The 13,354-nt window shown below is 63.3% G+C and carries 14 protein-coding genes; 4 read left to right on the top strand and 10 right to left on the bottom strand.

Translation table 11 applies throughout. From position 1 onward, the window contains the following. Window positions 1–33 precede the first annotated feature (33 nt). The 4 genes from PG899_RS18745 to PG899_RS18730 all read right to left on the bottom strand — a co-directional run bounded on the left by PG899_RS18745 (window position 34) and on the right by PG899_RS18730 (window position 3,760). Window positions 34–513 (bottom strand): WbuC family cupin fold metalloprotein, encoded by a 480-nt coding sequence (locus tag PG899_RS18745; RefSeq protein WP_182859846.1) that lies wholly within the window; start codon window positions 511–513, stop codon window positions 34–36. 135 nt (window positions 514–648) lie between these two features. After that, window positions 649–1,920 (bottom strand): glucose-1-phosphate adenylyltransferase, encoded by a 1,272-nt coding sequence (gene glgC / locus PG899_RS18740; protein WP_011706551.1) that lies wholly within the window; start codon window positions 1,918–1,920, stop codon window positions 649–651. A gap of 283 nt (window positions 1,921–2,203) precedes the next feature. After that, on the bottom strand, window positions 2,204–3,343 hold the full coding sequence (tapW, locus tag PG899_RS18735; protein ID WP_011706550.1) for a type IVa pilus ATPase TapW: 1,140 nt from the start codon (window positions 3,341–3,343) through the stop codon (window positions 2,204–2,206). A gap of 60 nt (window positions 3,344–3,403) precedes the next feature. Continuing rightward, window positions 3,404–3,760, bottom strand: a complete 357-nt coding sequence (locus PG899_RS18730) for a DMT family protein (RefSeq protein ID WP_005302630.1) — start codon at window positions 3,758–3,760, stop codon at window positions 3,404–3,406. A gap of 113 nt (window positions 3,761–3,873) precedes the next feature. Here PG899_RS18730 and PG899_RS18725 point away from each other — a divergent pair, with 113 nt between their 5' ends. The 3 genes from PG899_RS18725 (at window position 3,874) to PG899_RS18715 (ending at window position 6,485) form a co-directional block, all read left to right on the top strand. After that, window positions 3,874–4,605, top strand: a complete 732-nt coding sequence (locus PG899_RS18725; protein WP_029300033.1) for a substrate-binding periplasmic protein — start codon at window positions 3,874–3,876, stop codon at window positions 4,603–4,605. Window positions 4,606–4,705: 100 nt separating this feature from the next. Next, the gene (btuC, locus tag PG899_RS18720) at window positions 4,706–5,713 is read left to right on the top strand and encodes a vitamin B12 ABC transporter permease BtuC (RefSeq protein ID WP_182859847.1); all 1,008 of its coding nucleotides are present in this window, start codon (window positions 4,706–4,708) and stop codon (window positions 5,711–5,713) included. Then, window positions 5,700–6,485: an ATP-binding cassette domain-containing protein gene (locus tag PG899_RS18715; protein WP_182859848.1), complete on the top strand. Its 786-nt coding sequence runs from the start codon at window positions 5,700–5,702 to the stop codon at window positions 6,483–6,485. Before btuC ends, PG899_RS18715 begins: the two co-directional genes overlap by 14 nt. Window positions 6,486–6,506: 21 nt before the next feature. Here the strand turns inward: PG899_RS18715 and aac(6') are convergent, their stop codons facing one another. Both aac(6') and PG899_RS18705 read right to left on the bottom strand, forming a co-directional pair. Beyond that, entirely contained in the window at window positions 6,507–6,965 is a 459-nt protein-coding gene (gene aac(6') / locus PG899_RS18710) for an aminoglycoside 6'-N-acetyltransferase (protein ID WP_182859849.1), read from the bottom strand. Between the two features lie 6 nt (window positions 6,966–6,971). After that, entirely contained in the window at window positions 6,972–8,036 is a 1,065-nt protein-coding gene (locus PG899_RS18705; protein WP_029303894.1) for a 3-deoxy-7-phosphoheptulonate synthase, read from the bottom strand. Between the two features lie 155 nt (window positions 8,037–8,191). Here PG899_RS18705 and PG899_RS18700 point away from each other — a divergent pair, with 155 nt between their 5' ends. Further along, the gene (locus PG899_RS18700; RefSeq protein WP_011706544.1) at window positions 8,192–8,572 is read left to right on the top strand and encodes a diacylglycerol kinase; all 381 of its coding nucleotides are present in this window, start codon (window positions 8,192–8,194) and stop codon (window positions 8,570–8,572) included. A 206-nt stretch (window positions 8,573–8,778) separates the two neighbouring features. Here the strand turns inward: PG899_RS18700 and serA are convergent, their stop codons facing one another. The 4 genes from serA to PG899_RS18680 form a co-directional block, all read right to left on the bottom strand. Further along, on the bottom strand, window positions 8,779–10,011 hold the full coding sequence (serA, locus tag PG899_RS18695; protein WP_024946386.1) for a phosphoglycerate dehydrogenase: 1,233 nt from the start codon (window positions 10,009–10,011) through the stop codon (window positions 8,779–8,781). Window positions 10,012–10,384: 373 nt separating this feature from the next. After that, window positions 10,385–11,038: a ribose-5-phosphate isomerase RpiA gene (gene rpiA / locus PG899_RS18690; protein ID WP_182859850.1), complete on the bottom strand. Its 654-nt coding sequence runs from the start codon at window positions 11,036–11,038 to the stop codon at window positions 10,385–10,387. 185 nt (window positions 11,039–11,223) lie between these two features. Continuing rightward, window positions 11,224–11,823, bottom strand: coding sequence for a 5-formyltetrahydrofolate cyclo-ligase (locus tag PG899_RS18685; protein WP_182859851.1), 600 nt, complete (start codon window positions 11,821–11,823; stop codon window positions 11,224–11,226). Window positions 11,824–11,955: 132 nt separating this feature from the next. Further along, window positions 11,956–13,290, bottom strand: a complete 1,335-nt coding sequence (locus PG899_RS18680; RefSeq protein ID WP_016351189.1) for a Na+/H+ antiporter NhaC family protein — start codon at window positions 13,288–13,290, stop codon at window positions 11,956–11,958. Window positions 13,291–13,354 lie beyond the last annotated feature (64 nt).

Here is a 13,354-nt window from a genome sequence, read left to right as displayed (position 1 = left end):
GTGTTCGCTGGGTTGGCGTAGAAGGGGGGCAGATCAGCGCCCCGGCCAGCGCTGACCCACCTCGGCGTGGCGATACCAGGCCATCAGCGCCTGCTGGCCCTGGATGTCGTCCACCGCCGGTGACCAGGGGGCGAAGTCCTCTTCCCGAAAGGGGGCGTAGGGGCCGTGTTTCACCTCGAAGATGACGGCGCCGGGATCCAGAGAGAGCACCGCATGCCAGCTGGCGATGGGGGTTTCCAGCACCGAGGTCTCTTCCCCCAGCACGGCGCGAGCAATGACGGTGCCCTCGTCATCGAAGTTGAGCACCACGAAGCGGCCTTGCAGCGAGGTGAGCAGCTCCCAGGTCTGCAGGTGGCGATGGGGGCGGATATAGGTGCCCGGCTCCATGGCGATGGCCAGGCGCTGGATGGGGTCGGCCAGCTCCTGATGCAGGTTGTGGTTCATGCGCAGGCGCGGGGAGTGGGCGGCCTCGTCGGCGAGGCTGGCAAGGCGGGCAACATCCAGTTTTTTCATATGCGATTCCATGGTGAGACGAAGGCAGGGCCGAGCGCAGAGTAGCATGCCCGGCGGCCTGTCAGGCAAGGGGCGAGCGGTAAGCAAATGTAAAAAGGGAGCCTCTATGACTCCCTCTGCTATGACTGTTCGGCATCACAATCTGGCCAGCATCTCCTTGGTGACCAGCACTATGCCCTGCTCGGAGCGGTAGAAGCGGCGGGCATCCTCGCAGGCGTTTTCCCCCACCACCAGCCCTTCCGGCAGCTTGCAGCCCTTGTCGATCACCACCCGGCGCAGCCGGCAGCCCGGGCCTATCTCGACCCCGGGGAAGATCACCGCCTGATCCAGGGTGCAGAAGGAGTCGACCCGCACATTGGTAAACAGCACCGAGCTCACGATGAAGGAGCCGCTGACGATGGTGCCGCCGGCAAACATGGAGTTGATGGTCATGCCGTGCTGGCCGTTTCTGTCCTGCACGAACTTGGCGGGCGGGGTCATGTTCTGGCTGGTCCAGATGGGCCAGTCCTGATCGTAGATGTCGAGCTCCGGGGTGACGGAGGCGAGATCCATGTTGGCTTCCCAGAACGAATCCACCGTGCCCACGTCGCGCCAGTAGGGGCGCTTTTGCGGGCAGCAGCCGACACAGGACATGCTGAACGGGTGGGCGTAGGCGGTGCCCTCTTGCACCACCCGCGGGATCACGTCCATGCCGAAATCGTGGTGGGAGGCCGGATTGGCGAGATCCTCTTCCAGCAACTGGTAGAGGTAGTCGGCCTCGAAGATGTAGACCCCCATGGAGGCCAGCGCGGTGTCGGGCTTGCCCGGCATGGCAGGCGGGTTGGCGGGCTTCTCGACGAAGGCATTGATCTTGCGATCCCCATCCACCGCCATCACCCCGAAGGCGCTCGCCTCATCCCGCGGCACCTCGATGCAGGCTACCGTCACCCTGGCCCCCATGTTGACGTGATCGAGCAGCATGGCGGCGTAATCCATCTTGTAGATGTGATCCCCTGCCAGCACCACCACATACTTGGGGCCGTGATCGCGAATGATGTCCAGATTCTGGTAGACCGCATCGGCGGTGCCGCGATACCAGTTGACCTCGTCCACCCGTTGCTGGGCGGGCAGCAGGTCGATGAACTCGTTCATCTGGTAGCGCAGAAAGGACCAGCCGGACTGCAGGTGGCGCAGCAGGCTGTGGGATTTGTATTGGGTCACCACCCCGACCCGGCGAATGCCGGAGTTGATGCAGTTGGAGAGTACGAAGTCGATGATGCGGAACTTGCCGCCGAAATGCACTGCCGGTTTCGCCCTGTTGTCCGTCAACTGTTTGAGGCGACTGCCCCGCCCTCCTGCGAGAACCAAGGCCATGGTCTCGTTCAGCAACTGTCTGGACTGTGCTGTATTGGCAGGTTGTAACAACATTGAATACCCCTTTATTGATAGAACTCCTTGATACTACCTCCTTTGAAGCCAGTATGAAAGTGCTTTCACTCACACTTCTCACACGGTTTTGCGGTGAAGTGATGGTTTTGTCATTTGTGATGACAAAATCTGTCGCAGATGGCGCGATAGTTCACCAGATGTCACGGCGGCGCTGGGCTGGCGGGGAGGGCGGTGGTGTTGAGGGGCGGCTAGATGCGGGCGTTTCTTGTGCAAACACCCGCCGAAGCAGGTGTTTGCAGGGGCCGTCAGGGGGCGGGCGAGGTCAGAACAGATCGTCTTTTTCATCCTTGGTGGGTTCGAGGCTCCAGCCGGTGGCATCGCTGCTGCTTGCGATCTGGCCCTTCTCCTTCCACAGCTTGATCTTGAGGCGCAGGTTGTTGGCCGAGTCGGCGTTTTTCACCGCCTCCTCCTCGTCGATCACGCCCTCTACCACCAGATCGAACAGGGCGCTGTCGAAGGTGACCATGCCGAGGGCCTTGGATTTCTCCATCACCTCCTTGAGGCCGCCAAATTCGCCGCGTTTGATCATGTCGCGAATGGTGTGGGTGCCCAGCATGATCTCCACCGCTGCCCGGCGACCACCGTCGCTGGTTTTGACCAGCCGCTGGGAGACAAAGGCCTTGAGGTTGTTGCCAAGGTCGTTGAGCAGCTGGGGGCGGCGCTCTTCCGGGAAGAAGTTGATGATGCGGTCCAGCGCCTGGTTGGCGTTGTTGGCGTGCAAGGTGGAGATGGCCAGGTGGCCGGTCTCGGAGAAGGCCAGCGCATGCTCCATGGTCTCGCGATCGCGGATCTCGCCGATAAGGATGACGTCCGGCGCCTGGCGCAGGGTGTTCTTCAGGGCGGCGTGGAAGCTGCGGGTGTCCACCCCCACCTCGCGCTGGTTGATGATGCTTTTGCGGTGACGGTGCACGAACTCCACCGGATCCTCGATGGTGATGATGTGGCCGCCGCTGTTGCGGTTGCGATGGTCGATGAGGGCCGCGAGCGAGGTGGACTTACCCGAGCCGGTACCGCCGACGAACAGCACCAGGCCGCGCTTCTCCATGATGGTGTCGAGCAGCACGGGGGGCAGTTTCAGATCCTCGAAGCGGGGGATCTCGGTCTTGATGTTGCGCGCCACCAGCGACACTTCGTTGCGCTGCTTGAAGATGTTGATCCGAAAGCGGCCGATCTGGGGCAGCGAGATGGCGAGGTTCATCTCCAGCTCCCGCTCGAACTGCTGCTTTTGCTCGCCGTCCATGATGGCGTCGGCTATTCTGGCCACCTCGCCGGGCTCGAGCGGCGTTTCACTGAGCGGACGCAGGCCGCCGTTGAACTTGGCGCAAGGGGGGGCGCCGGTCGACAGATAGAGGTCGGAGCCATCCTGCTTGGCCAGGATCTGTAGCATGTCTCGCAATTCCATTGGTTTTGCCTCGTCTATCAAGCAGATGCAATTACATCGAATGTCATTGAGTGTACAGCGTCAGGCGCCGGTGAGTTTCTCGCGAAAGACAAAAAACACCGCGCCCAGGATGCACAGGCCGGCCCACAGGTAATCCCATTTCAGATCCTCTTTCAGATAGAAGATGGAGAAGGGGACGAACACGGTGAGGGTGATCACCTCCTGCAGGATCTTGAGCTGGCCGACGGAGAGTACGGTGTGGCCGATGCGGTTGGCAGGCACCTGCAACAGGTATTCGAACAACGCTATGCCCCAGCTCACCAGGGCGGCGATGATCCAGGGTTTGTGATTCATGCTCTTGAGGTGGGCATACCAGGCGAAGGTCATGAAGACGTTGCTGCACAGCAGCAGGCCGATGCTGGTAAAGATAGGGTTCATTAGGTTCTCCTTTAAAATCAATCGCATTTTATCTCCGAACCACGGGTTTTCATAAGTGGGGCGGCAGGGTATTTTTAATCCATCAAGGATGAAGTCACAGAGGGTTGTACGGGATGGGCAAGACAAGCTGGGGTGTGCTTGGTCTGCTGTTTGCCTGCCTGGTGCATGGGGCGCCGACCCTGACGGTGGCCACCGATGTCTGGCCGCCGTTTCGGATAGTGCAGCCGGACGGCCGCTTCGGCGGACTGGACATGGACATCTTGCAGCAGTTGCAGCGCCGCAGCGGCATCCGCTTCGAGGTGAAACGGGTGCCCTGGGGGCGGGCACTCAAGCAGATGCAGACCGGCCAGGTCGACCTCATGATCGGGCTGGCGATGACGGCGGAGCGGGCAGCCTTCATCGATTATCTGCAGCCGGCCTACTATCAGTGTCGGCCGGCCTTCTACGGCAAGGCTGCGGCGGTATCGACCCTGCGCACCTACGCCGACCTGCAGGGCAAGAAGGTGGGCTATGTGCTCAATTCGGCCTATTTTGCCCCCTTTGATGCCGACAACCGGCTCGACAAGCACGGGGTACCCACCGAGGATCAGCTGCTGCGCATGGTGCAGCGCGGCCACCTGCCGCTGATGATCGGCACCGACTGCCAGGTGGACTACGCCCTGAGCCAGGACAACGAGGCCGGCCTGCTCAAGGCGGCCTATCAGCCACCGCAACCTGTGGTGCTCTATCTGGGCATGAGCAAGCACTCCCCCCATCAGGCGCTGCAGCAACCGCTGGCCCTGGCCCTGCAGGAGCTGGTGGCAAGCGGCGAAATTGCCGCCCTCGCCAAGCCTTACCAGCCTTGACCTCGGGTAGTAACACGCTGTTATCATGCGTTTTTCATGACTCGCGCCAGTTGCTCGACAGGCTCTGGCGCTGGCTCGTTCTCACCTTCGGAGAGCCTCTGTGTATCTCTCTTTGCTCGCCCGCCAGCGGCGCTGGCAGCGGCGCTGGTTGCTCGGCCTGCTGCTGCTGACCCTGGCGCTGTTTTTCTGCTCCCTCGCCTGGGGCGAATTCGTCTTGCTGCCCTGGCAGCCGCTGGGGGATCTCGAGCAGCGCATCCTGCTGGAGCTGCGCCTGCCGCGCGCCCTGCTGGCCCTGCTGGCGGGGGCGGCGCTCGCCTGCGGTGGCGCCGTGCTGCAGGTGATGCTGCACAACCCGGTGGCCGAACCCGGCCTGCTCGGCGTCTCGAGCGGGGCGGGATTGGCCGCCATGGTGGCGATGGCGGTGGCCAAGGCCCTCGGCGTTTATCTGCCGGGCTGGGGGCTGTCGCTGGCGGCCTTCGGCGGCGCCCTGCTGGTGACCATGCTGCTCATTCGGCTGGCGCGCCGGGCTCGGCTCGGCCACGCCCGGCTGCTGCTGTTCGGGGTCGCCATCGGCATCCTCACCAACGCCGCCATGACCTGGCTGATGTACTTTGCCGATGACGGCTCCCTGCGTGAATTCATGTTCTGGATGATGGGCAGCCTGGCCTACGGCAGCCAACAACTGGCCTGGTGGTGGCTGCTGTTCCCGCTGGCCCTCGGCTGGCTCGGTTGGCAGGGCAAGGCGCTGCAGCAACTGCTGCTGGGAGAGACCCAGGCCCGCCTGATGGGGCTCGATGTGGACAAGATGCGGGTGCGGCTGGTGCTGGCGGTGTGCCTGCTCACCGGCATGGCGGTAGCGCTGTGCGGCGTCATCGGCTTCGTCGGGCTGGTGGTGCCCCATCTGCTGCGCCTGTGCGGCGGCAGCGATCAACGCTTCCTGCTGCCCGCCTCGGCGCTGGGGGGCGGCGCCCTGCTGCTGGCGGCCGATCTCATCGCCCGCTCCGCCCTGCAGGCGGGGGAGCTGCCCATCGGGGTCATCACTGCCTCGGTCGGCGCTCCGCTCTTCATCTATCTGTTGTTGAGGCAAGATGCCCATGCCAGCACCTGATCACCTCGGGGGTCAGCCCCCCTTGCTGGCGGCCCGCGCCCTGGCCGTCGCCAACCGGCTCGCCCCTCTTGACCTTGCCTGGCAGGGGGGCCAGCTGGTGGCCCTGCTCGGCCCCAACGGCAGCGGCAAGTCGACCCTGCTCGGCGCCCTGGCCGGCCTCTTGCCGGGGCAAGGGGAGGTGCGCATCGGCGGGGCGTCGCTGGTGGACTTGAGCTGGCCGGCGCTGGCACAGCGGCGCGCCATGCTGCCCCAGCGCCAGCCCCAGCTGTTCCATATCCCGGTGTTCCAGGTGCTGAGCCTGGGGCTCGATGAGGCTCAACCCGCGAGCAGACAGAACGAGGCTATTCAGGCGCTGTGTCAGGCGCTGGAGCTGGAAGCCTTGCTGGCGCGGGACTTCAGCCGGCTGTCTGGCGGGGAGCAGCAGCGGGTGCTGATCGCCCGCACCCTGCTGCAGGTGTGGCCGAGCCTCAACCCTGGCGGACGGGTACTGCTGCTGGACGAACCGCTGGCGGGGCTGGATCTGCACCATCAGCTGGCGCTGCTGCGGCTGCTCAAGCAGCTGACCGGGCAGGGGTTGCTGGTGGTGCTCGCCATCCACGACATCAACCTGGCCATCGACTGGGCCGATCGCCTGCTCTGTCTGCAACAGGGACGGGTGGTGCGGGAGGGGGGCGTCGAGCTGGTGGACGAGGCGCTGCTGGCGCAGGTGTTTCAGATAAAGACCGATCGCATCGAGGCGGGTGGCCGGGTCTGGTTTATGCCGAGCCTGTGAGAGACAAGCAAGGCCCTGGCGTCAGCCGAGGGCCTTTTTGAAGAAGACGACCCGCTCCGTTTCGGCAAAGCCGAGTCGCTGGTGCAGTTGCTGGGAGGCGAGGTTGTCGATGGCGGCATCGGAGGCCAGCTCGCGACAACCCAGCTCGCGACCCCACTGGGCCACCCGGGCAATCAAGGCCTGGGCCAACCCGCACCGGCGTGAAGCCGGCTGCACATAGACCCCTTCCAGATAGACCACCGGGCTGCTCTCGCAGCCGTTCACGTAATCGTGGCGCAGGGCGGCATCGGCAAAGGCCACCGCCTGGCTCTGCGCATCCAGCACCAGAAAGGCGTTGAGATGGGCAGCGGCCAGCAGTTCGGCCCCTTCCTGCAGATGGGCCGCCATCCCGTGGTGCGGCCACAACTGCTGGCGCAGGGTTGCCCACTGCGCCAGCCGCGTCTCGTCGAGGGGCACTATCCGCCAGTCGGCGTTCGTCATCCGCACTCAGGCCTGCTGCTTGGCAAGGCGCACCTGGGCGGCTTCTGCCAGCATGGCCAGCAGGGTTTCGGTGTCGCTCCACGACAGACAGGCATCGGTGATGCTCTGGCCGAAGGTGACGGCGCAGCCGTTCTCCACATCCTGCCGCCCTTCCACCAGGAAGCTCTCGGCCATGATGCCGGCGATGCCGGTGCGGCCGCGGCGCAGCTGATCACAGATGTCCTGCGCCACCAGCAGCTGACGACGATGATCCTTCATGCTGTTGCCGTGGCTGAAATCCACCACCAGCCGCTCGGGCAGGCCGACGTCGGCCAGCGCTTCGCACGCTTCATCGATGCTGGCGGTGTCGTAGTTGGGGCGGTGGCCGCCGCGCAGGATCACGTGGCCATAGGGGTTGCCGGCGGTACGGTAGATGGTCATCTTGCCGTCCTTGTCCGGGGAATAGAAGATGTGGCTGTGACGGGCGGCGCGCACCGCATCGATGGCGATGCGGGTGTTGCCGTCGGTGCCGTTCTTGAAGCCGACCGGGCAGGAGAGGGCAGAGGCCATTTCGCGGTGCACCTGGGATTCGGTGGTGCGCGCGCCGATGGCGCCCCAGGTGATGAGATCGCTGATGTACTGGCCGGTCACCATGTCGAGGAACTCGGTGGCGGTGGGCATGCCGAGGGCGTTGATGTCCACCAGCAGCTTGCGGGCCAGTTTCAGCCCTTCGTTGACGTCGAAGCTGCCATCGAGGCGCGGATCATTGATGAGGCCTTTCCAGCCGACGATGGTGCGCGGCTTCTCGAAGTAGGTGCGCATCACGATGCACAGGCTCTCTTTATACTGCTCGCGCAGGGCATTGAGGCGCAGGGCGTACTCGTGGGCGGCGGCCGGATCGTGAATGGAGCAGGGACCGACGATGACCAGCAGGCGCTGATCCTCACCGGCCAGGATCGCTTCCACTTCGCGGCGGGCATCCAGCAGATTCTGGGCAACGGTGTCGCTTAACGGGAAGGCGTGCGCCAGTTCGCTGGGAGTGATCAGGGACTCCAGGCGACGGGTGCGCAATTCATCGGTGTGAATGGACATACGACTCGATTCTCGAAATGGGTGGCGTGGGCAGTAGCAATGACTGAGTGCCGAAGAGGCAAAGGGATAAAATAAAGCAAAAAACCCCTGATGGAAACCTCGAGGGGCTCTGATAGGATGTGAGCCCCAAAACGATTCCAAATGAGGTAGATAGCGTGGCAAAGCCAGGGGCAACCGGGGTCACCCGCATCATCAATGCAACCGGTTACAGCATGAAGGGGCTCAAGTCAGCCTGGATCAACGAGGCGGCCTTCCGGCAGGAGCTGATGCTGATCCTGCTGTTGATGCCGCTGGCGTTCTGGATCGGCGATACCCTCGAGCAAATCCTGCTGCTGGTCTGCATCAGCTGGCTGGTGGTGATCGTCGAGGTGCTCAACTCCGCGGTCGAGGCGGTGGTGGATCGCATCGGCTCCGAACATCACGAGCTCTCCGGTCGCGCCAAGGATCTGGGCTCCGCTGCCGTCTTTATCGCGCTGGCCCTGAACGCCCTGGTGTGGGGCGCTTTGGTTGGCCGCAACCTGCTGGGTTGGTGGTAAGTCAGACCGCATTTTCTCTCGCGTCATTGCTCTCTCCTTTGGGAGATGACTGGGTGAGGGAGGTCTCTTCTCCCCCTCATCCCCAACCCTTCTCCCGCGAGGGGAGAAGGGGCAAAAGAGCAACGATGCGGATGTGCGCTTAGCATCGCAGCATAAAAAAGCCCGTCATCACGACGGGCTTTTTGCTGGACGGCTCTGCAGGCCAATCAGTGCAGAATACGGGCACGGATGGTGCCGCCGATCTCCTTGAGCTTGGCCAGCGCCTTCTCGCTGTGCTCGGTCTCCACGTCGATCACCACGTAGCCGATGTGGCTGCTGGTCTGCAGGTATTGACCGGCGATGTTGATCCCCTCGTCGGCGAAGATCTGGTTGATCTGGTTCATCACGCCGGGCTGGTTGCGGTGAATGTGCAGCAGGCGGCTGGAGCCCTTGTGGCCGGGCAGGGAGACCTCGGGGAAGTTGACGGCGGAGAGGGTGGAGCCGTTGTCGGAGTATTTGACCAGCTTGTTGGCCACTTCCAGCCCGATGTTCTCCTGGGCTTCCTGGGTGGAGCCGCCGATGTGAGGGGTCAGGATCACGTTGTCCAGCCCGCGCAGCGGGGTGAGGAACTCCTCGTCATTGGACTTGGGCTCGCTGGGGAAGACGTCGATGGCGGCGCCGGAGATGTGACCGCTCTTGATGACGTCGGCCAGGGCATCGATGTCCACCACGGTACCGCGGGAGGCGTTGATGAAGATGGCGCCCGGTTTCATCATGCGCAGTTGCTCGGCACCGATCAGATCCTTGGTGGAGGCGGTCTCAGGCACGTGCAGGCTGATGACGTCGGACATGTTGAGCAGCTCGACCATGCTCGGCACCTGGATGGCGTTGCCGAGCGAGAGCTTGTTCTCGATGTCGTAGTAGTAGACCTTCATGCCGATGCTCTCGGCGATGATGCCGAGCTGGGTGCCGATGTGGCCGTAGCCGATGATGCCGAGCTTCTTGCCACGGGCTTCCACCGAACGGTTGGCCAGCTTTTCCCACACACCGCGATGGCACTTGGCGTTCTTCTCCGGGATGCCGCGCAGCAGCAGCAGGATCTCGCCCAGCACCAGTTCGGCCACCGAGCGGGTGTTTGAGAAGGGGGCGTTGAACACCGGGATGCCGCGCAGATGGGCGGCGTCGAGCTCGACCTGGTTGGTGCCGATGCAGAAGCAGCCGATGGCCACCAGCTTGTTGGCGGCATCCAGCACCTTTTCGGTGATCTGGGTGCGCGAGCGCAGCCCCACGAAATGCACGTCACGAATGCGCTCGATCAGATCTTCTTCGGAGAGAGAGGTCTTCAGATACTCCACACTGGTGTAACCTGCGGCACGAAAGGTTTCCACCGTGTTGGGGTGAACCCCCTCCAGCAGCAGTACCTTGATTTTATCCTTGTCCAGTGAAAACTTGGCAGTCATGACGATCCCTCTATGTTTGCAAAAGTGAGTGCAGATATGGTGTGTGAAGAAAACCGTAAAGTAGCAAAAACGTTTGGGAGAGGGAATGTTTGTGACGAAAGTCAAATTCTTTGAAGTTTTCAACGATAGTTGTAAACGAGGGTTTGCAACTCATTGAGCAACCAATAAAAACGGCGCCATGGGGCGCCGTCTTGCATTGCGGGGCGATGATCGGGGACCACCCCTGTTGAGCTGCCTCTTGGCAGGCAACCTTATTGGGTGACGACCCCATCGGGAGTACCAATCAGCACCACGTCTGCACCACGGTGGGCGAACAGACCGTTGGTGACGGTGCCGACCATGATGCCATTGAGCGGCGTCTTGGCAGGCAACCTTATTGGGTGATGACCCCGTCGGGAGTACCAATCAGCACTACATCTGCCCCACGGTGGGCGAACAGGCCGTTGGTGACGGTGCCGACGATGGCATTGAGCTGCACTTCCAGCCCCTTGGCATCGCTGATGGCCATGCCTTTCACGTCCAGGATGTGGTTGCCGTTGTCGGTGACCACCCCTTCACGCCAGACCGGGTTGCCGCCGAGTTTTCTGATCTCGCGGGCCACGTATTCGCGGGCCATGGGGATCACTTCCACCGGCAGCGGGAAGGTGCCCAGCACGTCGACTGTCTTGGTGTTGTCGATGATGCAGATGAACTTGTCGGCCACGGCGGCGACGATCTTCTCGCGGGTGAGGGCTGCGCCACCGCCCTTGATCATGTCGCGGGTGCCGTTGATCTCGTCGGCACCGTCCACGTAGACGGAGAGGGCGTCGATCTCGTTGAGGTCATACACTGTGATGCCGAAGCCCTTGAGGCGTTCGGTGGAGGCCACGGAGCTGGATACCGCCCCCTTGATCTCGTCCTTCATGGTCGCCAGTGCATCGATGAAGTGGTTGACGGTAGAGCCGGTGCCTACCCCGACGATGGTGCCGGTAACCACATACTTGAGCGCAGCCCAACCGGCCGCCTTCTTCATTTCATCTTGAGTCATGATCGATCCTTTGGAAAAAAGCGGCCGCATTATATCCAAGCCGCCCCCCCAGAGCGACCACCCAGCTCACGTTCCGGGCCAAAAAGTCGCAAGATGTAAATCGTTTGCCTGTTTATTGTGCCATGTCATTGCATCATGGCTGTGGCAGCAGGGAGTGACGATAGCGGCAGAGGGGGCGGATGGTCCTAGCCGGGAAAGTGCCAGCAGCGGCTGGGGGTGATGATCTGGGGCAGCGGAACGTCCCACTCCTCTTGCGGCACCGCGTCCACCTGCTGGCAGTCGTGGGCGAGCCCCAGTGGCTTGGGGCCGAGCCGATGTTCATGCCAGCAGGCGAGGGTGCGATCGTAGTAGCCGCCGCCCATGCCGAGCCGGTTGCCTGTCGCATCGAACGCCACCAGCGGCGTACAAATCAGATCGAGGGTGCTGTGGGGCACCACCTGCTGCATGTCGAGCTCCGGCTCGGCGATGCCGTAACGGTTGCGGGTCATGGGGCTGGTGGCGGTGTAGCGCAAGAAGAGCAGGTGGCCCGGGGTGAAGGGGTGCAGCACCGGCAGGTAGACCTCTTTTTGCTGGGCCCACAGCCAGTGGATGGCGGGCAGGGGATTGAGCTCGCCGTCGTTGGCCAGATAGAGGGCGATGCGTCTGGCCGCCAGGATCTCGGGATGCAGCTTGAACTGGGCAACCAGCTGTTGGGCCGCCTGCTGCTGCTCGGCCTGGGTCAGGCTCTTTCTGCGCTGGCGGATGAGCTGGCGCAGGGATTGTCTTTCAGGCTGGGTATCCGGCATGGGGGCTCCTCTGATGAACGGGCGGGGGGCGACGAGCGGATCGCGCTGACAGGCGATCACCTTAACAAGGCCGCGCCGGGTTGAACAGCGTGGCTCGGCCGCCGGATCCTCGGGGACCCGGCGGCCGCACTATCAGGCGTGGGCGGCTTTGCGCATCTGGTGTTTGACGAACACCGCCACCAGGGCGGCCAGCGCCAGCGCCATGGGGTAGAAGCTCATGCTCACCACCGCCAGTGGCGAGAGGGCGAAGATGGAGCCCAGCAGCAGTGCCTGGGCGCCCCAGGGGATGAGCCCCTGCACCACGCAGGAGAAGATGTCGAGCATGGAGGCGGCGCGGCGCGGGGTGACCCCGTGGTGATCCGCCAGCTCCTTGGCCACCTTGCTGGCGACTATGATGGCCACCGTGTTGTTGGCGGTGCAGAGGTTGGTGAGGCTCACCACCCCGGCGATGCCGAGCTCGGCCGCCTTCTCGTTCTGCTCGCCGTCATGCTGACGGGTGAAGCGGGCGATGAGGGCGCTGATGCGGGCGCTTATCCAGGCCAGCCCCCCCTGGCGCTCCATCAGGGCGCCGAGGCCACCGATCAGCATGGAGAGCAGGAAGATCTCCTGCATGCCGGTGAAGCCCTGATAGATGTCCTTGCTGAACTGGCCGAGGGGGTAATCTCCCAGCAGGCCGACCCCGCCGGCCGCCAGAATGCCGAGCCCCAGCACCATGAAGACGTTCATGCCGGAGAGGGCCAGCACCAGGATCAGCAGGTAGGGCATCACCTTGAGCAGCTCGACATGGGCCTCGGTGGCGGGGGCATCCCCGACCGACCCCAGGGTCAGATAGAGCAGGATCACCCCGATGGCGGCCGGGGCGGCAATCTTGAAGTTCTCGCGAAACTTGTCCTTCATCTCGCAGCCCTGGCTGCGGGTGGCCGCAATGGTGGTGTCGGAGATGATGGAGAGGTTGTCACCAAACATGGCGCCGGAGAGGATGGTGCCGGCCATCAGCACCGGATCGATGCCGGCAGCCTGGGCCACGCCGAGCGCCACCGGTGCCACGGCGCCAATGGTCCCCATGGAGGTGCCCATGGCGGTGGCGATGAAGGCGGAGATGAGGAACAGCCCCGGCAGCAGGAACCAGCCGGGGATGAGGGAGAGGCCGAGCGCGACCGTGGCATCCACCCCGCCGGTGGCCTTGGCCACCGTGGCGAAGGCACCCGCCAGCAGATAGATGAGGCACATCGCCATGATGTTGCTGTCACCGACCCCCTTGAAGAAGGTCTCGAGGTTCTTGTTGAACCCCTCCTTGCCCAGCACCAGCGCCAGCATGACGGCGGGGAGGGCGGCGACGGGGGCGGGCAGCTGATAGAAGGCAAACTCGACCCCTTGCAGGGTCAGCCAGGTGCCGGTACCGATAAAGAGAGCAAGAAAGACCAGCAGAGGCAGCAGGGCTCTGGCGCTGGGTTGAGTCTGGATCATGTGTTCCTCGATGGTTGAACATGACCTCCCTGTCTCAGCCAGCCCGCAGTGGGGTGAGCGTGGC

This window comes from Aeromonas sp. QDB39 (genome assembly GCF_027707585.1).
Classification (GTDB): Bacteria; Pseudomonadota; Gammaproteobacteria; order Enterobacterales; family Aeromonadaceae; genus Aeromonas; species Aeromonas hydrophila.
The sequence above is the reverse complement of the archived record's forward strand: the minus strand, read 5'-3'. Positions and strand labels throughout refer to the sequence as shown.

Coding starts and splice junctions, on each gene's coding strand:
- PG899_RS18680 (WP_016351189.1), bottom strand. CDS start 13,290: ATGATCCAGACTCAACCCAGCGCCAGAGCCCTGCTGCCTCTGCTGGTC.
- glgC (WP_011706551.1), bottom strand. CDS start 1,920: ATGTTGTTACAACCTGCCAATACAGCACAGTCCAGACAGTTGCTGAAC.
- rpiA (WP_182859850.1), bottom strand. CDS start 11,038: ATGACTCAAGATGAAATGAAGAAGGCGGCCGGTTGGGCTGCGCTCAAG.
- PG899_RS18745 (WP_182859846.1), bottom strand. CDS start 513: ATGAAAAAACTGGATGTTGCCCGCCTTGCCAGCCTCGCCGACGAGGCC.
- serA (WP_024946386.1), bottom strand. CDS start 10,011: ATGACTGCCAAGTTTTCACTGGACAAGGATAAAATCAAGGTACTGCTG.
- PG899_RS18685 (WP_182859851.1), bottom strand. CDS start 11,823: ATGCCGGATACCCAGCCTGAAAGACAATCCCTGCGCCAGCTCATCCGC.
- PG899_RS18705 (WP_029303894.1), bottom strand. CDS start 8,036: ATGTCCATTCACACCGATGAATTGCGCACCCGTCGCCTGGAGTCCCTG.
- tapW (WP_011706550.1), bottom strand. CDS start 3,343: ATGGAATTGCGAGACATGCTACAGATCCTGGCCAAGCAGGATGGCTCC.
- PG899_RS18715 (WP_182859848.1), top strand. CDS start 5,700: ATGCCAGCACCTGATCACCTCGGGGGTCAGCCCCCCTTGCTGGCGGCC.
- PG899_RS18730 (WP_005302630.1), bottom strand. CDS start 3,760: ATGAACCCTATCTTTACCAGCATCGGCCTGCTGCTGTGCAGCAACGTC.
- PG899_RS18725 (WP_029300033.1), top strand. CDS start 3,874: ATGGGCAAGACAAGCTGGGGTGTGCTTGGTCTGCTGTTTGCCTGCCTG.